This window comes from Streptomyces sp. TRM49041 (genome assembly GCF_008271805.1).
Taxonomy (GTDB): domain Bacteria; phylum Actinomycetota; class Actinomycetes; order Streptomycetales; family Streptomycetaceae; genus Streptomyces.
In genome coordinates, this window is record NZ_VSRY01000171.1 from 166,676 (window position 1) to 184,875 (window position 18,200).

Below are 18,200 nucleotides of genomic sequence, written 5' to 3' on the forward strand. Positions count from 1 at the left end.
CTCTCGCACTCACAGGCTGGCTGAAGCGCTCAGCCACAGGTCTGTGGCCAGCGGGTCTGTCCGATGTCGGTGTCGAGGAGGTCGAGGAGGTGGAGTTGGACGCCGCGGGTGATCTGGACGGTGGGCGGGTCGGTGACGTTGCCGATCCGCAGGGTGAGTTCGCCGAGGTGGTAGAAGATCATGCGGCCGGTGGGGCGGACGCGGCGGTTGTCGGGGTAGAGGCCGCTCATGGTCTGCTCGGGGCCGAGCGCCCGTCTGACCTGGCGCTCGATCAGGCAGAAGACCAGCAGGGCCAGGCAGATGACCTGGATCAGGGCGGCAACACGCCGGTTGTGCTGCACGAAGACCGGCGCGACCGCGAGCGGGCCCTTGAAGTCGTGGTATCTGCGCTCGACCGCGCCCTGACCCTTGTAGTGGATCAGGGCCTGCCCGGCGTCCGCCTGGTCGGCGGGGACGGACGTCAGCAGTGCGTACCAGCCGTCGACAGCGGCTTCGGCCTTCAGCACGCCGGTGTCGAAGTGCCAGGCCAGGACCGGGGTGCCGTCCTCGTTATCGGTGACGGTCCAGCGCAGACAAGAGGTGACACGGCGCTTGGCGGCGATGACACCGATCCGGGCAACGATCTTCTCCCGGGTCTTGTAGTGGCGTCCGCCGGCCGCAGTGGTGAGTTTGTTCAGGTCCTCGGCGGCCCTGGCCAGGCGTTTGTCCCGGGCGGCTTGCTGGCCTGCGGCGTTCGCGGTGGAGTGGACCAGGATCCGCCGCACCGTGAACACCGGGTCGCGCTTGCGGGGCCCGGTCAGGGTGTGGGTGTCCTCCAGCACACGGTAGGTCTCGCGCCGCTCGGGCGGCTTGCCCGCCTCCCGGTCCGGCGTCCAGTCCACGACGGTGGCCTGCGCGAGATCGAGAGCGGCATAGACCTCGTCCTTGACCTGCACGGCCGGGGCCGGGGCGATGAACTGAACCCCGGCCGCCAGCAGGGCACGGACGTTGGAGTAGGACACCAGCTTGGAGTCGGCGACCATCAGAAAGTCGCGCTCACCGGCCATGGCCCGCAGGTCCTTCATCGCGCCGACGACCTGGCTGACCTCGGCCGCACCACCGCCGAAGACCCGGGCATGGAGCGGGATACCGCCGTCGGCCGACACCGCGAGCCCGGCCTGGACCTGCTTCAGATCGAAGCGCCGGTCCTTGGGATGCCCGTAGCCGATGACGGGGAAGTCCTCGTCCTGACCCTGGGCCGGGAAGGCCCCGTGCACGGACATGCTGGTCATGTCCCAGTGCATCCGGGCCACATCGATCCCGAACCCGCCGATCGCCCGCGCCCCGACCGTGCCCGCGATGTGCTCCAGGTGCGGAGCGATCGCATCCAGTGCCCGGGCCAGACGATCATCGTTGAGCAGACCGGGCTCGATCCCGAAGACCTCGTCCACCGCCCAGCACCTGGCCCAGTCCTCCACCCGCACCAGCGGCGCGGGCGAAGTCAGCCGGTTGGCCACCAACGCCTCGATCACCTGCCCGTGCGTCACCAGCGCACTCGCGCCACCAGGACACACCTCGTCGACGATCCCGGCGACATCCAGCCGGCGCAGAAACTCGGCAGCGACGGGCAGAGCGCCCAGACGCTTCTCCACCACGGACGTCACCGCCACTTCAAGACGCTGACGCTGAGACCGTGGCCGCGGGGACCGGGAAGTCATCGACACACCCCACCAACGCCACACCCCGGCCCGGGACACCCCCGGGCCGGTCACACCATACGAATCAACGACCCGCGAAATACGGGTCTAGCTCAAGAGCCGCCCGGCACCCATCTCCTCAGCACGCGGCGACCCCGACCATCCCCCTTCGGGGCGCTCCCAGATGGACACAATGCCGAGCGTCTCCAAGTAGGGGGCGTAGTGCTGTATGTCCTGGGTGAAGAGGGCCAGCATGCGCGGGTCCGGATAGCCATGTCGGCGGTATGCGAAGTGCCGGTACTCGTGGAGCTGGGCCACTGCCTCGCGCACGGCGAGGCGAGCGCCGCCCTTCTTCACGACTTTGCCTTCGACCAGCCACTCCTTGGCTGGCTCGCCGCGGTGGCGCAGGACGAGGTCGCGCGGGTGCATGTTCTCGCTATACACGTCGAAGCCGCGGGCGGCAGCATGGTGGGCGAAGCTGCGGATCAGCGCTTCGTGCCGCTGCTCCCGGGCGTAGGTGCCGCCCTGTACTTCGACCACGTAGCCGTCGCTGCTCTTCGCCTTGAACCCGGCAAGGGGGTCGTCGCTCGCATGATTGGCGGACGGGTACTCGATCACGGGCTCCTTCGCCGACGGCGGTTCGACCCGCAGGAAGCGGTGGGCTGCGGCGGCGTCCTGAAGTAGCTGCGCCGCATCCCGCAGGTCCGCCGCCAGCATGCTCTCCGAGGGCAGGTGGGCGACCTCGTACCGCCGGGCTGCCACATTGGCGCTCTCGTACGCGTAGGGCCGCCAGTGCCTTCTCGCCGCGTCCAGCCGCAGCGCGTCCCCCCACTGCCGCGCCAGCGCCGGCCGCAAAGCTGCCCGCAGCGTCTTCGCCTGGGCCGCCAAGACCCGACGGAGGGCGTCCCCCCTGCCGTATGTGTCCTGAAGTTTGGTCACCCCCTGTTGCAGCGTGAGTGTGACCGAAGTGCGGGCGGTATCGAAGATGTAGGCCAGGTACAGCCCGTCCTGCGACTCCTCGTTGATGGACCGATCGAAGACCCCGATCCAGGGAGTCGTACTCGCGAATCCCTGGCCTCCATAGCCCTCGGCGTGGCACCGCGGAGGCAGGGGCAGATCGTCGCGCCCCTTCACCTCCAACAGCAGCGCCTGGCCTGGCCGGTCCTTGGAGGCTTTGCCGTAGGGCTCATAGATCTCCGCCACACGTATGAGCAAATCATGAAGAGACACGATCAAAAACTATGCCTATACGATCAAAATGCAAGACGATTTCAATCGTCGAGTGTGGCTACGGCTGACCTCTTTCCTCATGCGTAACCGCGCTGTCAGTGGTCCTTGGTAGAACCGAGGGAGCGTGATCACGCCTTCTCGGGAGCGGAGCGACTATGACGCGGATCAGCACCGCCACGTCAGCCCTGTCAGCGGGGCTGTACGAGCAGCTCATCACCATGCGCGTGGAACGGCAGCTGGCGGACATCGCCGATCACGGCTGGCGTCAGATCAGCGACAGCGTGAGCGCGGAGTCCACTCCACACGTCCTGGCGAGGCACGTCGCGGAGACCGTGCGCCGGGTGCTGCAAGGCCTACATCCTGACGAACGTGTGCATGCCGCAAACCACATCCTGGACTCCATCAGCACCCTCGAGGGCGCGAAGGAGTGGGTGGATATGGTGGCCGACGGCCCGCGCGAGTTGCTCGCGCTCGTCCGCCAGGAGGCTCCGGGCGTGTATGCCGTCCGCCCCGCGACTCCTCTATCCGATACTGCGCTGATCACCAACGCCCCGGACGACCCGAGCCTCGGCTTTGAGCTGCGCGCCGAGATCACCACCGCCGACCGCGTAGACCTGCTCTGCGCCTTCGTGAAGTGGCACGGGCTGCGGATCATCGAGCAGTCGCTGAAGGCGGCACGTGAACGTGATGTGCCGATCCGTGTCATCACGACCACCTACATCGGCGCCACCGAACGCCGGGCGTTGGACCGCCTTGTGCGGGAGTTCAACGCCGAAGTGAAGGTCAACTACGAGACGCGGACGACTCGACTGCACGCCAAGGCGTGGCTCTTCCGCCGCGACACCGGGTACGACACGGCGTACGTCGGCAGCTCGAATCTGTCCAAAGCCGCGCTCCTGGACGGCCTCGAATGGAACGTGCGTCTGTCGTCCATCGCCACGCCCGACGTGCTAAGGAAGTTCGAGGGCACCTTCGACGCGTACTGGAGCGACCCGTCCTTCGAGACGTATGACCCCGAGCGCGACCGGGACCGGCTTGACGACGCCTTGCGGATCGCCGGCGGCTCGCCCTCCGCAACCACCTCACGCCCCGTCACGCTGTCTGGCCTCGAAGTACGCCCGTACCCGCATCAGCGGGACATGCTGGAGCGCCTGGAAGTGGAACGCGCAGTTCACGGTAGGCATCAGAATCTCCTGGTGGCCGCCACCGGCACGGGCAAGACAGTGATGGCCGCGCTGGACTACAAGCAGCTCCGCAAGCGGCATGGTCGCGACTTGCGGCTACTGTTCGTTGCCCACCGCAGGGAGATCCTGCAACAGTCCTTGCGGACCTACCAGGACGTCCTCATCGATCCCAACTTCGGTGAACCCCTGCACAGCGGTGAGATCCCTGAGCGCTGGACACACGTGTTCGCCAGCGTGCAGTCACTCGGCCCAGCCGCTCTTGAACGGCTCGCGCCCGACCACTTCGATGTCATCGTGATCGACGAGTTCCACCATGGAACGTCTCGGACCTACCGGCGCATCCTCAAACACTTCCGGCCGAAAGAGCTCGTCGGCCTGACAGCCACCCCCGAGCGGATGGACGGCGACAACATCCAGGACGAGTTCTTCGATGGGCGGATCGCAGCGGAGATGCGCCTCTGGGAGGCCCTGGAGAACGATCTGCTCAGCCCCTTCCACTACTTCGGAATCAGCGACAACACCGATCTGAGCGCGGTGGCGTGGAAGAGGGGCGGCTACGACACCAACGCCCTCGGCAACATCCTGACCGGCAACAATGCGCGTGCGGCCCTGGTCGTGAAGCATGTCCGAGAGAAGATCGCCGACCCGGGCAAGATGCGCGCCCTGGGCTTCTGCGTCACGGTCCCCCACGCCCACTTCATGGCGCGTGTCTTCCGTGACGCGGGGCTCAACGCGGTCGCGCTCTCCGGCGAGACCCCGCCAGAGCAGCGCAAACAGGCGCTCGACGACCTCAGGGCGGGAAACCTCCAGGTGATCTTCTCCGTCGACCTCCTCAATGAGGGGCTCGACATACCCGATGTCGACACGCTCCTCCTGCTGCGCCCCACGTCCAGCGCCACGATCTTCCTCCAGCAGCTGGGCCGCGGCCTGCGGCGCACCGAGGACAAGGCCGTGCTGACGGTCCTGGACTTCATCGGTCAGCACCGGAAGGAGTTCCGCTTCGAGAACCAGTTCCGAGCTCTGACCAACCTCACCCGCAAGCGCCTCTTGGCCAACATCGAGCACGATTTCCCCCAGCTGCCCTCCGGCTGCCAGATCCTTCTGGAGGAGAAGGCCAAGAGCGTCATTATCGCCAACATCAAGGATCAGATCAGAGTGAGCGCCAAAGCGCTCGCCCACGAGGTCGCGCAGTACGCCCTGCCCACCCTCAGCCGCTACCTGGAGGAGAGCGGCAGGGAGCTCAGCGACCTCTACCGCAGCAAGGGCAATTCCTGGACGAACCTGCTGCGGAAGTCCGGGCTCCGCATGGGCGACGCACCGACCGGGGAAGAGGCGCTACTGAAGCGAATCCCGGCCTTCCTACACGTGGACGACCCACTGCGGGTCGCGGCGTACACCCGCCTTCTGGATGATGACGCTCCGGTGTATGAGGACCTCGACCCTCAGGCTCAGGCATACGCCCGCATGCTCTTCTTCCAGTTCTGGCCGGTCGGCGGCCCCACCCGTGGCGAATTCACCACCTACGACGAGGGCTTCGCCGCACTCCGCCGACATCAGGCGGTACGCGACGAGCTCCGCCAGGTACTGGCGTACAACCTGGAGCACACCGACCACGCCCCGATCCCGCTCCTGGGCGACCACGCGGGTATTCCGCTCACTATCCACGCCTCATACAGCCGCGAAGAGATTCTGCCGGCACTGGGCCAGTCCGTCATCGGCGGCTACCTGCCAGGCGACTTCCGCGAGGGCGTCAAGTGGTGCGAGTCCATCAAGACCGACGCGCTGCTGATCACGCTGGAGAAAGACGAGAAGGATTTCTCGCCACAGACGAGGTACCACGACTACGCACTGAGCGAGACCCGCTTCCACTGGGAGTCACAGAGCACCACACCAGAGAATTCCCCCACTGGCCGGCGCTACCAGAACCACGCCGCTGAAGGCAGCCACGTCCTGCTCTTCGTCCGCCGCTACAAGCACAAGGACATCGGCGGCGCCCAGCCCTGGATGCTGCTCGGCCCGGCGACCTACGTGGAGCACACCGGCAGCAAGCCAATGGCGATCACATGGGACCTCCAGCACGCCCTGCCGGCCGATGTGTACACGTACGCGACGATCGCCGCTGGCTAAGACCGCTCGGCAAGCCGCCTACGCCAACATCTCCGCCTCGAAGTGCCGTTGTGCTCGGTCCAGTGCTTCGTCAGGATCGCAGCCGTGGGCTTGAAGCCAGTGGAGGAGGTCGGCGATCACATCGATCGCGGCCTCCTCAGCTGCGGCGAGATTCAGCAGGGTACGGCTCGCGGTCCGCGGCGCCTTGGCCGCGCCGTACATGGTGATCATCTCCTCGGCTCGGGTGACTCGAACGCCGCCGCCGTGCCCATGCGGCGAGGACAAAGCGGTGGCGATCTCGCACCATGTCACCTTGCGGTCGGCTCGCAGCAGTACGCCCCACCGGTCCGCGACGGCGTTGACTAGAGCCATGCCGCGGCCTCGCTCAGCATCCGGCGCGGCCTCCATGAGGGTTGGTAGGGCGCGGATGTCGGGGTCGTGCACCTCGATACGCAGATACGTGCCGTTCATGGAGACAGCAAGCGTCGTCGGCGTGCCCGCACCGACGTGATGGATGACGTTGCCGACCAGCTCACTGGCGCATACCTGCGCGGCCTCGGTCTGTGCGCTGAGCCCCCAAAGCCTCAAGTGCACGCGGAGCACGTTCCGAATACCTGCCACCTCCTCTGCCTCGGCCAGGAACGGTAGTTGCCATGGCTGCCGCGACATGCAGGTCTGTTGGATCACGTCTGTCCCTTTCCGCCCGGAACTCCGCCTGTGACCGGAGCCTCACGCCCAGTCAGGATGGGGCGAAATCATCCCGCCTTGCAATGTGCATAGCGGGATTCCCACCAAAGAGTGATTGCGGTCATGCCGACCATCCCAAGAGACTGAGCATCCATCGGTGAGAGGGAGTCAGGAATGGCTGGGTCGCCTACAGTGCGTCGCCGAAGGCTGTCGATCGAGCTCAAGAAGCTCCGCGAAGCAAACGGCTTCACCTGCGCTCAAGTGGGGGATGCCCTCGACTGGAGCGGCTCCAAGGTCAACCGTATGGAGACCGGACATGGAAGGGTCCAGCCTTCCGACATCGACGCCCTATGCCGCTTCTACGGCACCGACGACGATCTCCGCGAGTTCCTCAAGTCGCTGGCCCGCCAAGCGAAGACACGAGGCTGGTGGCAGGCCCATGGCAGCAGCGGGGTCCCCCCTTGGTTCTCCGTCTACATCGGCCTGGAACAGGACATCTCCACGTTCCGCCAGTACCAGTGCGAGTTCCTCCCCGGCCTCATGCAGACGCCCGCCTACGCCGCTGAGTTGCATCGCGCAACCAACCAACTCTCGGACAACGACGTCGAGCGTGCCGTAAAGATCCGCATGGACCGCCAGGCCATGCTGACACGACCGGGTGCACCGGACGCCTGGTTCATCGTGCATGAAGCAGCCCTGCGGAACGTCATCGGCGACCAGGGATTGATGCACGAACAACTCGAACGCATCCTGGAGGGAGCTGAACTCCCAAGCGTCACGATTCAGGTGCTGCCGTTCGACGCGGGTTCCTACCCGGCGACAGGGCCGTTCACCATGCTGAGATTCCCCGACCCGGAAGACCCGGACATTGTGTACCGGGACGGCATCACGGACGCCGTCTACCTGGAGCAGGAGCACGACGTCAGTGAGTACGGCAAGGCGTTCGACAAGCTGAGAGCAAGCGCGGCGAGCCCTCAGCGCTCAACCCAATTGATCAGGTCCTTGGTGAAGGAATACGCCAAATGAACAGTCAGCCCCACATAGCACCCGCCCATCCGTCGTGGTTCAAGTCCTCGTACAGCAACGGTTCCGGGGGCGAGTGCGTGGAATGCGCCTGGACAGAGGAAGGCGTGATCGTCCGGGACTCCAAGCAGGTGGATGACACAGTCGTGGCGATTGCCAGCCATCCCTGGCAGGCGTTCGTCAGGGGCGTGGATCTTCCTGACCACAGGTAGGCGGCATGTGGGGTCCGTAACTGGTTGCCTCCGACCTCAGTCAGATCATGTGCGCCTCGACGAGCAAGGTGCCCAAAGTGCCGGCCTCCGGGTGGGGCAGTACCTCAGCTTGGATGCCGGTGAAGCCGTGGCGCTTCAGGAGGTTCGTCCACTGGGCGGCGGTGTACTGCCAGCGATACACGGTCAACTCGGTCTCGCGACCCTCCAGCCACTTCCCGCCCAGCTTCTGGGCGCCGTACTGGCCGTTGATCGGTTCACGGTGGGAGAACGCGAAGGTGCCACCTGGGGTGAGGCGTTCGGCGACGCGGGGGAACAGTTCCTCGGGGTCGGTGAACCAGACCGCGCCCCAGGTGGAATAGACCGCGTCGAACAGCCGGTGGTCTTCCTCCAGGAAGACGCACGCCTCGGCCTGGACGAACTCAAGGTTGGGGACGTCGCTCCAGAATTCACGGGCGCGGGCGACCTGGACCGGGGAGAAGTCGACCGCGACGACGTCGACACCGGCACGCGCGAGGTACGCGGCGTTCTCGCCCTCGGCGGGGCCCATGTCCAGCGCGCTGTTCGGGTCGCCCAGGATCTCCGCGCCGGGACCATTGCCGGTGACTCCGGTCCAATCGAAGGACTCCGCAGTCGGGCGGCGCTGCCGGCCTTCTCCTCTGTGGGGCCTGTACTTGTCCCAGTATTCGGCTGCGGTCATGGGAGCGGCACTGGGCATGGGTGTCCTCCGGCCGTGGTCAAGTGCTCTGCCGCGCAGAAGCTACCGGCGATACTCCCCCGACATGGGCGAATACCGAGAACTCACCCATATATGAGCAGACTCGGTGCGGGGCCATGCGTCGCGGCCCTGGCCGACCGTTCTCTGGTGGCGGCAGCGGGCACAGCGGGCAGCGTCAACGTTTGCCGTACGGGGCGTAAGGGTTGCGGTGGTTGTGCGGTGTCTGGGCGGGCCCGCAAGTGGGGTGGTAGTACTCGGTCGGCCGCGCGCCGGACGCGGAGTCGGGGATGAACTCCTCCGCCTCACCCTCGATGATCAAGTCGCAGTGCCTGCAGTACCGCGGGACGCTCTGTGTTGTCACCGGTCGCCCTCCTTCCGCCGCAGCGGGTTTCCCGGCGCGGGGCTGACGCGGAGGAAAGCTGCCGCGAGTTCCCGGAAGGCGCGGTGTCCGGTGCGAGCCGCGTGGTCGATCGCCCACCGGTCCGTTACGACCTGGCTCGGGCTGGGCGCGGACGGTCTGCCGCACGTGGTGCACTCGATGCGGCGGGTCGGTGCGGGCATGTCGGTGGCCCGGTCGGGGCCGATCGTCCAGTCGGCCAGGCGGATGACGCCGCGTACGCTCATGCCGCACCCCGTTCCGTGTGGCAGTCCTGGCAGGAGCGCGGGTACCAGGCCGTGCGCCCGGTGACCGCGTCGACCTCGTGATACCGCGTGCCCAGCTCGACGGCGGCGCCCATGGTCAGCATCACGCCGCAATGCACGCAGCTCACGCCATACCTCTGCAACTCGGTGAGCAGGGCCGGAGACGGCAGTCCGGTCGGTGGCCGGCTCACGGCGCTCACCGGCACTTCTCGATCAGGCGGCGACGCGGGCGCGCATACGGCGGGAAGCCGCACTCGGCTGGAGCCGTGTGGTCCGGCGACAACGTCATAGCGGGTCTGCTCCCTGTCAGTGTCGGTCAGCGGGTGGTGACACCGACGGTAGGAGCGTGGGAGTCGGATCTGGGGCCCGGTTCGGGCCCCCTCGCTACGCGGCCGTCATCCCGATCTTCACCGCGAGCCGCGCCGCCCGCTGCCGGCGCTCCGGCACCCGCGACTCCGTCTCCTCCAGCACGATGCGTCGCGCGTAGCCGTTGTAGCGGATGGTCTCCGGTGCCGCCTTGTGCGCCTGTTCCAGCGTCGATACGGCCGTCTCGTACTGCCCGTCCAGGTGGTACGCCCGAGCCTGCTCGATCCGGTGGCGAGCCCGGCGGGGCCGAGACTGAATGACGTCGGCTTCCGCCCCGGCGGCCTGCCGCACCGACTCGCCCCCCTTCCGTAGCTCGACCGCCACGGTCACCGCGTGGGCGCCCATGATGTGCTGCCCGAAACTCGTCACCGGATGCGAGTAGCTCTGCGGGAGCCGTCCGGCCATCTGAGAGGCACGGTCCCACCAGCCCCACGCCGTGCCGGTCTCCAGGCGCCTCGCGGCCGTATAGGCGGCTTCGAAGGTAAGGGCGCCCGCGATGGCGCGCACCTTTACCGGGGCATCTGGTAGGAGCGGCTGGAGGTAGCGCAGTGTCCGCAGGGTGACGTCGTCCGCGGCATCGAAGTGCGCTGGGCCGCTGTCCCGGTGCGCCTGCGCCGTCAGCCACGCCGTGACCCCGATCGCGTGCGGGTCCTCCGACTCCTGGGCCGCCACCATGGCACGCTCGGCTACCCGCCACAGCAGGGCCGGCTCGGGCTGGTAGGCCAGGAAGAACTGCGCGAGCGAGTAGACCTCGCTCAGCGCCGCCTGCGCCGCCCGCCGGTCGGCGGCCGACTCCGCCTGCCGTACGGAGAGTTGCGCGTCGCTGATCAGGCCTGGCAGGAGGTCTCCCAGTACCTCTCGATGGTTGGGGGACGAGTGCCGAGACGCCCAGGCCTTGGCCAGGCGGGCGCGCACATGCTCGATTCGAGGAGCGGGCTCTTCCGCGCTGAGCGGGAAGGCGTTGATGGCCGCGGCCACTGCGGGGAGCCTCGCGTGACCAGGGCCGATGAACAACTCGACATCGGCCCCGGAAGCATCCCCCACCAAATCGTTGAGGTTGCGGACCCTGAGCGCTTCGGCGATGCGGAGGATCTCCGGCAGGCGAGGCATCTTCAACTTTCCGGTCTCCACCTTCTTCACCCAGGAAGCGTGGTGGCCGAGGAACCCCGCGAGCTGTTCGCGGGTCATGCCTCGGCGAGTGCGGAGGATCTGGACCCTTTGACCGAAGCGGACCGGGTCTGCGTACGGGTCCGGGGTGGCATCAGATGACAAGGCATTGCCCTTCCTCTGTGCAACTCGACACTCACAGGGTATGGGCCGGAGCCCGACTCCCGCACTGCTCTCGGGCGGACGGAGCTGCCCGGTGCGACAGCCGAACCGACCACTGAGCCCGGCGGAGTCAGCCATTGGCGCTGACGTGAACGACAGGAGGTGTAGTGAGGTAATCGACCAGCGGACCGGCCGCAGCCGCAGGATGGCCATCGTTCACGGATCGGTCGCCCGCGCGGAGGGTCTCGCGTGGCAAGGTCCTGCCGCGTCGAGGACAGGCGCGAAGGAACAGTCCCCAGCGGGAGGAGCCGACGGGAGGGGCCGGTGTCCACACCGTCGGACCGTCGGCCAGGCGTAACAGAAGCTGCACAGTGGGTAGTTTCCCCTGCTCGTAGGGCAGAGATCGCCCATGACCGACCTCTCCGCTTACGACCGCTTCGCCACCGACCCCCTCGTCCTCGCCCAGGACGGCCTCGCCACCGTTCACCAGCTCCACGACATCGGCTGCGCGTCATACGTCGTCGCGGAGCGGTGTCGGCCCGGCGGGTCGTGGCAGCGGGTGCTGCCGAGGGTCGTGCTGCTCCGCGTCGACGCCCCGCCGACCCCGCACCAGCGGCTGCGCGCCGCGCTGCTCTACGCGGGTCCGGACGCGCTCCTCACCGGGGAGGCGGCGTTATCGCTGTACGGGGCCGATCAGGCCCGGACCCCGGCGACGCTGACCGCGGTCCCCAAGGTGGACGTCCTGGTCGTACACGCCGTGCACCCCCGCAGTCACGCGTACGTCCGGGTTCACCGGACCCGCCGCCCCGCGCCCCGCGTCGCCGTGCAGGGCCTGCCGTGCGCGCCACTGCCGCGCGCCGCCGCCGATGCGTCGGTAACATGCCCGGTCCGCACGACGCAGTAGAAGGCAGGACGGGAGGGAAGAGGGAAGACGCCTTTGACGTCACTGCAGCAGAGCCGCGCCGGACGGCGGCAAGCCATGCGCCGGATACGCCCCCGGCGCTCCCCGGCCGTGCCCCTGCTCGCCCTCACCTGGGCCGGCGGCGCCGTGGTGCTGTGGCTGTGGTGGCGCAACACTCCCGCCGTCCCCGCGACTCTCGGCGACTGGCTGGTGCACGCGGGCCGGATCACCGGCCTCCTCGCGGCGTACGTCATCGCCCTCGTCGTCGCGCAGATGGCGCGGGTCCCCGCGCTGGAACGGCGGGTCGGCTCCGACCGGGTCGCGCGCTGGCACGCGATGAGCGGCCGGTACGCGCTGTCACTCGTCATCGCGCATGTGGCCCTCACCCTGTACGGCTACGCGCTCCAGTCCGACACCGGTGTCGTACGCCAGACCGTGACCGTCGTGACCGAGTACCCCGACATGGTCGAGGCGACCGCCGGCACGGTCGGCCTGCTTCTCGTCGGCCTGGTCTCCGCGGGCGCCGTGCGCCGCCGGATGCGCTACGAGATCTGGTACTACCTGCACCTCCTCACGTACGCCGCCGTCTACCTCGCCTTCTGGCACCAGCTCACCACCGGCAACGAGTTCATCGGCGACGACGCCACCGCCCGCATCACCTGGTACGCCCTGTACGGCACGGCCGGTGTGCTGGTCCTCTGGTACCGGGTGCTGACCCCCGTGCGGCTCAATCTCAAGCACCGTATGCGGGTCGAGTCGGTCGTTCGGGAGGCGCCGGGCATCGTCTCCGTACTGATCCGGGGGCAGCGGCTGCACCGGCTCGGCGCCGAGCCGGGCCACTTCTTCCGGTGGCGGTTCCTGACGCCGGGGCTGCGCTGGACGGCCAACCCGTACTCGTTGTCCGCGCCGCCCCGCCCCGACCTGCTGCGGATCACCGTCAAGGCAGTCGGCGGCCACAGCGCCGCGCTTGCCGCGCTGAAGCCGGGCACGCGGGTGTGGGCGGAGGGGCCGTACGGCGCGATGACCGCCGCGCGCCGCAGCCGCGGCAAGGTGCTGCTGCTCGCGGGCGGTGCGGGCATCACCCCGCTGCGGGCACTGTTCGAGACGCTGCCGGGCGGCCCGGGCGACCTGACGCTGCTCTACCGGGCCCGTACGCCCGAGGAGTTGGCGCTGCGCGACGAACTGGAGGCCATCGCCGACGCGCGCGGCGCCCAGCTCCTGTACATGGTCAACGGCCCGGACGGCAGACGACCCACGATCACCGCGCGGACGCTGCGCCGCATCCTGCCGGACGTCGCCCGGCACGACGTGTACGTCTGCGGCCCGCCCGGCCTGGCGGAGGAGTCGTATGCGGCGCTGCGCGAGGCCGGGGTGCCGGACCGGCGTATCCACCACGAGTCCTTCGAGTTCTGAGCCGGTGAGCCCGTGTCCATGAAGAAGTCCCACCCGCTCCGCCGCGCGGTCCTGGCCGGCGCGGCGACGGTGTCCGGCATCGTGCTGCTGCTGGCGCTGAAGCCGACGACGGTCGTACGGGCGGAAGCCCCGGCGGCAGCGGCGACGGCCTCGACCGGTGCCCTGTCCCCTTCACCGACGCCGTCACGTACGACGGCCTCCTCCCCGCGCCCGGGCGAACCGGCCGCCTCCACGACCTCACCCCGGTCCGCACCGGCATCCGCCTCCCCCTCGCCCACGAGGAGCGCCGGAACGCCCTCCGCGCCGAAGACCACCTCGGCCCCGCCCGCCCCCACGACGCGTACCGTCACGGGCGCGGCCATCGGGACGGCGCACGGCCCGATCCAGGTGCAGATCACCCTCACCGGCAGCAGGATCACCGCTGCGAGGGCCGTCAAGTCGCCGTCGTCGTCCCCGAGGACGAGGGAGATCTCGTCGACGGCCATCCCGAAGCTCAACGAGGCCACGGTCCAGGCGCAGAGCGCGGACATCGACACGGTGTCCGGCGCCACGTACACCAGCGACGGCTACCGGCAGTCCCTCCAGAGCGCCCTGGACCGGGCCGGTGCCTGAGCTGCCCTCACCGGCGTCGCGACTGCGCCACGTCGAGCACGCGATGGGCACCGTCTTCTCCTTCGACGTACGGGGCTACGCCGACGAGGTCCGCGCCCGGGACGCCCTGGCCGCGGCGGTGGCCTCCCTCCACCAGGCGGACCGGCTCTTCTCGACGTACCGCGAGGACAGCCAGGTCAGCCGACTGTCCCGCGGCAATCCGGCGCACGACGACCACCACCCCGACCTCGCCGAGGTCATGGCCCTGTGCGAGGAGGCGGAGCGGATCACCGGCGGCTGGTTCTCGCCGCGGTACGCGGGCCCGGCGTGGGACCCGACCGGCCTGGTGAAGGGCTGGGCGGTGGAACGCGCGGCCCGCACCCTGGCGGCGGATGGCGGCGCCTCTTCGGTGTGCGTCAACGGCGGCGGGGACGTACAGCTGCTGGGCGGCCCGTGGCGTACGGGCGTCAGTGACCCGCTGAACCCGGGCGCGCTGGTGGCGATCGTGGAGTCGCTCGGAGCCGGCGACCTGGCCGTGGCCACCTCGGGTCCGGCGGAACGCGGCTGCCACATCCTGGACCCGCACACGGCCGAGCCCCCGGCGACCGCCCTGGCCTCGGTCACCGTCATCACCTCCGCCCTCACCACGGCCGACGTCTGCGCCACCGCCGCGTACGCGATGGGCGCGACCCGAGCCCGCGCCTGGCTGGAGGCCCTCCCCGACACCGAGGCGCTGCTCATCACCCCGGACGGCACGACCTGGCGCACCAGGGGTTTCCCGCACCCCCGCTGACACACTGGCCACGTGATGGAACTCGACGGAGCCCCCGCCACCCCCGAGGCGCTCAAGGCCCTTGCCCTCACCAACTACGGCCACTTCACCACCGTGCGAGTGGAGAACCACCGCGTACGCGGCCTGGCCCTGCACCTGGAGCGCCTGGAACGCGACTGCCGGTCGGTCTTCGGTACGCCCCTGGACACGGACCGGGTCCGCGCCTACCTCCGCCGAGCGGTCGCCGCCCAGCCGGACCCCTGCCTGGTACGGATCACGATCTACGACCCCGCCCTGGACATCGCCGACCCGGCCACCGGCCTCGCGACCCCTCACGTCCTGGTGACCACCCGCCCGGCGGCAGCACTCCCGCTCCCGCCCCTGCGTGTGAAGTCCACCCCGTACGTCCGCGATCAGCCGGCCATCAAGCACACGGCCCTCTTCGGCCCCCTCCACACCCGCCGCGCGGCCCGACTCCAGGGTTTCGACGACGCACTGTTCCACGACCCGGCATCCGGCGAGGTCACCGAGGGCCCGACCTGGAACATCGGCTTCATCCACACGGAGGGCCAGGTCCTCTGGCCGACGGGCAGGCTCCTCCCGGGCGTGACGATGAAGCTCCTCCAGAACCACGACCAGCACGCCACGGCACCGGTCCCGCTGCCTTCGGCACACGAAATGCAGGCGGCCTTCGCCACGAACACAGCCGTCGGCGTCCGCGAGATCTCCGCCATCGACGGCGTCCCCCTGCCCACAGGGCACCCGACTGTGACCGCCCTACGCACGACGTACGAGAGCCTCCCCGGCGATCCCGTATAGCGCCTCGCCGTCGCCCACCAGCACGTCGAACAGCGTGTCTCCCGGACCTCTACCTCGATGCCCAGGCTCCCGCCCGGCCGGCCCCGGCCCCGGCCGCCCGGCCCCGCGTTAGCCTCGTGGGAGGTAGATCGACGCGGCTGGAGGGAAGTGCGATGGCCAAGGTGCCGGTGGGGGCTGTTGCTGCGGGTGGGCTTGTCGGGGGGTACGGGATCGCCCGGTGGACGAAGAAGCGGCCGCTCGGTGGGGTGGCGCTGGCCGCGGCCGGGGTCGTGGCCGCGCGGGAGTGGCAGCGGCGCAGTGGGGGTGTCGCGGCGGCCGGGCTGAGTGCGGCGTATGTGGCGGCGTTCGCGGGGTCGCATCCGTTGGCGAAGAAGGTGGGGGCGTGGCCTGCGGTGTTCTCCATGGCCGGGGGAATGGCGCTGGCCTCGTGGATGGTGACGCGACGCGAGGGTTGAACAGCGCTCGGGGTGCGTACGTATGTAACGGCACCTCCCCGTAGTAACTGGGCGGGTGGCCGGTCGGCAGGGGCCGGTCATCCGCCCAGGGAGTGGGAGACGGTGTAGATCAGCAGGCCCGCGAGCGCGCCGACGACCGTGCCGTTGATGCGGATGAACTGGAGGTCGCGGCCGATGTGGGCCTCGATCTTGCGGGATGTCTGGTCCGCGTCCCAGCTCGCCACCGTGTCGGTGATGAGCGATGTGATCTCGGTGCGGTAGGTCGTGACGACATACGCCGCCGCTTCCTCCAGCCAGCCCTCCACCTTGCGCTGGAGTTGGGGGTCTGTCTTCAGGCGGGTGCCCAGGGACAGCAGGGACGCGCGGGCCCTCAGGCGGAGTTCGCTTCTCTCGTCCTCCGCCGCCGACATGATCATGGCGCGTACCGACGCCCACGCCGACGCGATGATGTCCTGGACCTCCGGGCGGGCCAGCAGGTCGGACTTGAGGCGTTCCACCCGCGCTCGGGTGTCGGTGTCCGACTGGAGGTCCGACGCGAAGTCCACGAGGAAGCGGTCGAGCGCGCCGCGTGCCGGGTGGCCGGGCATGTCGCGCATCTCCGTGACGAAGCGGAGGAGTTCCTTGTAGACGCGTTCGCCGACCTTCCGGTCCACGAAGCGGGGCGTCCAGCCGGGGGCTCCTCCCTGCACCGCGCCCATCACCGAGTCGCCGTGCAGGATCAGCCAGTCGTGGGCGCGGGCGCAGATCAGGTCCACGGCCCGGTGGTGTGCCCCGTCGGCGACGACGCGGTCCAGGGTCTTGCCGATGCCGGGGGCGATCTCGGCCGCCTCGGCGCGCCGGGTGATCGCCTCGCCGACGACCGCTTGGACGTCGGCGTCCCGCAGGACGGTCAGGGCACCGCGCAGCGCCGTCGACAGTTCCGCCGTGACGCGGTCCGCGTGCGCGGGTTCCGCCAGCCAGACGCCGAGGCGGCCGGCGATGTTCAGGGAGTGGAGGCGGGTGCGTACGACCTCGCCCGAGAGGAAGTTCTCGCCCACGAAGCGGCCCAGCGACGCGCCCAGCTGGTCCTTCTTGGTCGGGATGATCGCCGTGTGCGGGATCGGCAGGCCCATCGGGCGCCGGAAGAGGGCCGTGACCGCGAACCAGTCCGCCAGCGCGCCCACCATGCCCGCCTCGGCCGCCGCCGCCACGTAGGCCGGCCAGCCGGTCACTCCGGCGGACTTCGCCCATGTCGCGAGGGTGTAGACGACCGCCACCAGGAGCAGCAGGGCCGTCGCCATCGCCTTCATACGGCGGACCCCGCGGCGCTTCTCCTCGTCCTCGGCCGTGTACGAGAACGCCACGCTCCCGCCCGGGTCCGCGCCGCCCACCACCTGCGTCTTCGTGCCGGTTCCGGTCATTCGCTCCGCCCTCGTCCGCCTCCTGCCCTATTTCAGGTACTCCTGAGGCGTGGCGCTAGTTCCTCGGGCGGCTACTTTTTCAGTTGCCCGGTGGGTTTCTCACCTTTTCGGGGCTTCCGTTTCACGTCCACGCCGCCCATCAGCGCGAAGCCCGTGATCCGCACGCGCGGCGAGCCGGGCGTGCCCCCGCCCGCGCCGCGGTCGTCGAAGCCGCCCATGAAGCCGAAACCGGTCACCTCGACATGCAGGTCCTCGGGCACGACGATGTCGACACCGCCCATGATCGGGAAGCAGCGGATCACGACCTCCCGGTCCTCGAAGTCCGCGTCCCGCAGATCGATGTCCCCGCCGCCGCAGAGCGCGAACGCGGTGAAGGCCCGGCCAACGCTCCATCTGCCGCGCCGCCCGAAGCCGCCGCACACCGCGACCGCGCCACGTGAGGTGGCCGGCCGGCCGATGCGGTCCGCCCACGCGCCCGTGCCGCGGGGCGAGGACGATACCGGCGCGGGGCCGGAGGCCGGTGCCGGCAGGTCCCGGACCAGAGGCTCCAGCTCGCCGCGGGTCCTCGCCCGGTACGCCGCGTCCAGCCGCTCCTCGAACTCCGGCATGTCGAGGCGGCCCTCGGCGACGGCTTCCCGCAGCCGCTCGGCGACCTGCTCACGTTCCGTGTCCGACGCTCGCATCGCGGCGAGGTTCTCCGGGAGCCTGTCCGGGAGCTTGTCCGGGTCCGTCATGTCCC

The 18,200-nt window shown here is 69.2% G+C and carries 19 protein-coding genes; 9 read left to right on the top strand and 10 right to left on the bottom strand.

The window, feature by feature from the left end; genetic code table 11:
• Nucleotides 1-29 precede the first annotated feature (29 nt).
• Together FVS66_RS32000 and FVS66_RS32005 are read right to left on the bottom strand one after the other, a co-directional pair.
• Nucleotides 30-1,649: an IS1634 family transposase gene (locus FVS66_RS32000; RefSeq protein ID WP_262387322.1), complete on the bottom strand. Its 1,620-nt coding sequence runs from the start codon at nt 1,647-1,649 to the stop codon at nt 30-32.
• Between the two features lie 135 nt (nt 1,650-1,784).
• Complete coding sequence (locus FVS66_RS32005) at nt 1,785-2,879, bottom strand: MrcB family domain-containing protein (protein WP_187645791.1); 1,095 nt, start codon at nt 2,877-2,879, stop codon at nt 1,785-1,787.
• Between the two features lie 182 nt (nt 2,880-3,061).
• Here FVS66_RS32005 and FVS66_RS32010 point away from each other — a divergent pair, with 182 nt between their 5' ends.
• On the top strand, nt 3,062-6,217 hold the full coding sequence (locus FVS66_RS32010) for a DEAD/DEAH box helicase (RefSeq protein WP_149184750.1): 3,156 nt from the start codon (nt 3,062-3,064) through the stop codon (nt 6,215-6,217).
• Between the two features lie 18 nt (nt 6,218-6,235).
• Here the strand turns inward: FVS66_RS32010 and FVS66_RS32015 are convergent, their stop codons facing one another.
• A complete protein-coding gene (locus tag FVS66_RS32015) occupies nt 6,236-6,883 on the bottom strand; it encodes an ATP-binding protein (RefSeq protein ID WP_149184751.1) in 648 nt (215 codons plus the stop codon).
• 174 nt (nt 6,884-7,057) lie between these two features.
• Between FVS66_RS32015 and FVS66_RS32020 the strand changes: the two genes are divergently transcribed.
• Both FVS66_RS32020 and FVS66_RS32025 read left to right on the top strand, forming a co-directional pair.
• Nucleotides 7,058-7,909, top strand: a complete 852-nt coding sequence (locus FVS66_RS32020; protein WP_149184752.1) for a helix-turn-helix transcriptional regulator — start codon at nt 7,058-7,060, stop codon at nt 7,907-7,909.
• Nucleotides 7,906-8,118, top strand: coding sequence for a DUF397 domain-containing protein (locus FVS66_RS32025; protein ID WP_149184753.1), 213 nt, complete (start codon nt 7,906-7,908; stop codon nt 8,116-8,118). The genes FVS66_RS32020 and FVS66_RS32025 overlap by 4 nt, the downstream gene beginning before the upstream one ends.
• Before the next feature lie 40 nt (nt 8,119-8,158).
• Here the strand turns inward: FVS66_RS32025 and FVS66_RS32030 are convergent, their stop codons facing one another.
• The 5 genes from FVS66_RS32030 to FVS66_RS32050 form a co-directional block, all read right to left on the bottom strand.
• Nucleotides 8,159-8,815: a class I SAM-dependent methyltransferase gene (locus FVS66_RS32030; protein WP_316248240.1), complete on the bottom strand. Its 657-nt coding sequence runs from the start codon at nt 8,813-8,815 to the stop codon at nt 8,159-8,161.
• 193 nt (nt 8,816-9,008) lie between these two features.
• Nucleotides 9,009-9,194 (bottom strand): hypothetical protein, encoded by a 186-nt coding sequence (locus FVS66_RS32035; RefSeq protein ID WP_149184755.1) that lies wholly within the window; start codon nt 9,192-9,194, stop codon nt 9,009-9,011.
• Nucleotides 9,191-9,457, bottom strand: a complete 267-nt coding sequence (locus FVS66_RS32040) for a hypothetical protein (protein ID WP_149184756.1) — start codon at nt 9,455-9,457, stop codon at nt 9,191-9,193. The genes FVS66_RS32035 and FVS66_RS32040 overlap by 4 nt, the downstream gene beginning before the upstream one ends.
• A complete protein-coding gene (locus tag FVS66_RS32045) occupies nt 9,454-9,675 on the bottom strand; it encodes a hypothetical protein (RefSeq protein WP_149184757.1) in 222 nt (73 codons plus the stop codon). The genes FVS66_RS32040 and FVS66_RS32045 overlap by 4 nt, the downstream gene beginning before the upstream one ends.
• A gap of 184 nt (nt 9,676-9,859) precedes the next feature.
• Complete coding sequence (locus FVS66_RS32050) at nt 9,860-11,113, bottom strand: helix-turn-helix transcriptional regulator (RefSeq protein ID WP_187645792.1); 1,254 nt, start codon at nt 11,111-11,113, stop codon at nt 9,860-9,862.
• Nucleotides 11,114-11,519: 406 nt separating this feature from the next.
• Between FVS66_RS32050 and FVS66_RS32055 the strand changes: the two genes are divergently transcribed.
• From FVS66_RS32055 to FVS66_RS32080, 6 genes are all read left to right on the top strand, one after another.
• Nucleotides 11,520-12,014 (top strand): hypothetical protein, encoded by a 495-nt coding sequence (locus tag FVS66_RS32055; protein ID WP_149184759.1) that lies wholly within the window; start codon nt 11,520-11,522, stop codon nt 12,012-12,014.
• 75 nt (nt 12,015-12,089) lie between these two features.
• Entirely contained in the window at nt 12,090-13,424 is a 1,335-nt protein-coding gene (locus FVS66_RS32060) for a ferredoxin reductase family protein (RefSeq protein WP_149184806.1), read from the top strand.
• Between the two features lie 18 nt (nt 13,425-13,442).
• Nucleotides 13,443-14,036 (top strand): FMN-binding protein, encoded by a 594-nt coding sequence (locus tag FVS66_RS32065; RefSeq protein WP_149184760.1) that lies wholly within the window; start codon nt 13,443-13,445, stop codon nt 14,034-14,036.
• A 43-nt stretch (nt 14,037-14,079) separates the two neighbouring features.
• Entirely contained in the window at nt 14,080-14,808 is a 729-nt protein-coding gene (locus tag FVS66_RS32070; protein ID WP_149184807.1) for an FAD:protein FMN transferase, read from the top strand.
• A gap of 15 nt (nt 14,809-14,823) precedes the next feature.
• Complete coding sequence (locus FVS66_RS32075) at nt 14,824-15,606, top strand: aminotransferase class IV (RefSeq protein ID WP_222947004.1); 783 nt, start codon at nt 14,824-14,826, stop codon at nt 15,604-15,606.
• A gap of 152 nt (nt 15,607-15,758) precedes the next feature.
• A complete protein-coding gene (locus FVS66_RS32080; protein WP_149184762.1) occupies nt 15,759-16,061 on the top strand; it encodes a hypothetical protein in 303 nt (100 codons plus the stop codon).
• A 77-nt stretch (nt 16,062-16,138) separates the two neighbouring features.
• On the opposite strand, the gene FVS66_RS32085 is transcribed toward FVS66_RS32080, so the two are convergent.
• Together FVS66_RS32085 and FVS66_RS32090 are read right to left on the bottom strand one after the other, a co-directional pair.
• Nucleotides 16,139-17,461, bottom strand: coding sequence for a DUF445 domain-containing protein (locus FVS66_RS32085; protein WP_149184763.1), 1,323 nt, complete (start codon nt 17,459-17,461; stop codon nt 16,139-16,141).
• Between the two features lie 71 nt (nt 17,462-17,532).
• Nucleotides 17,533-18,144, bottom strand: a complete 612-nt coding sequence (locus tag FVS66_RS32090) for a DUF1707 domain-containing protein (protein WP_149184808.1) — start codon at nt 18,142-18,144, stop codon at nt 17,533-17,535.
• Nucleotides 18,145-18,200: the final 56 nt, after the last annotated feature.

What these genes read in the sequence shown, in the direction of transcription:
- FVS66_RS32040 (WP_149184756.1), bottom strand. Translation starts at nt 9,457, where the DNA reads ATGAGCGTACGCGGCGTCATCCGCCTGGCCGACTGGACGATCGGCCCC.
- FVS66_RS32065 (WP_149184760.1), top strand. Translation starts at nt 13,443, where the DNA reads ATGAAGAAGTCCCACCCGCTCCGCCGCGCGGTCCTGGCCGGCGCGGCG.
- FVS66_RS32030 (WP_316248240.1), bottom strand. Translation starts at nt 8,815, where the DNA reads ATGACCGCAGCCGAATACTGGGACAAGTACAGGCCCCACAGAGGAGAA.
- FVS66_RS32010 (WP_149184750.1), top strand. Translation starts at nt 3,062, where the DNA reads ATGACGCGGATCAGCACCGCCACGTCAGCCCTGTCAGCGGGGCTGTAC.
- FVS66_RS32025 (WP_149184753.1), top strand. Translation starts at nt 7,906, where the DNA reads ATGAACAGTCAGCCCCACATAGCACCCGCCCATCCGTCGTGGTTCAAG.
- FVS66_RS32080 (WP_149184762.1), top strand. Translation starts at nt 15,759, where the DNA reads ATGGCCAAGGTGCCGGTGGGGGCTGTTGCTGCGGGTGGGCTTGTCGGG.
- FVS66_RS32070 (WP_149184807.1), top strand. Translation starts at nt 14,080, where the DNA reads ATGGGCACCGTCTTCTCCTTCGACGTACGGGGCTACGCCGACGAGGTC.
- FVS66_RS32085 (WP_149184763.1), bottom strand. Translation starts at nt 17,461, where the DNA reads ATGACCGGAACCGGCACGAAGACGCAGGTGGTGGGCGGCGCGGACCCG.
- FVS66_RS32090 (WP_149184808.1), bottom strand. Translation starts at nt 18,144, where the DNA reads ATGCGAGCGTCGGACACGGAACGTGAGCAGGTCGCCGAGCGGCTGCGG.
- FVS66_RS32055 (WP_149184759.1), top strand. Translation starts at nt 11,520, where the DNA reads ATGACCGACCTCTCCGCTTACGACCGCTTCGCCACCGACCCCCTCGTC.
- FVS66_RS32020 (WP_149184752.1), top strand. Translation starts at nt 7,058, where the DNA reads ATGGCTGGGTCGCCTACAGTGCGTCGCCGAAGGCTGTCGATCGAGCTC.
- FVS66_RS32075 (WP_222947004.1), top strand. Translation starts at nt 14,824, where the DNA reads ATGGAACTCGACGGAGCCCCCGCCACCCCCGAGGCGCTCAAGGCCCTT.
- FVS66_RS32060 (WP_149184806.1), top strand. Translation starts at nt 12,090, where the DNA reads ATGCGCCGGATACGCCCCCGGCGCTCCCCGGCCGTGCCCCTGCTCGCC.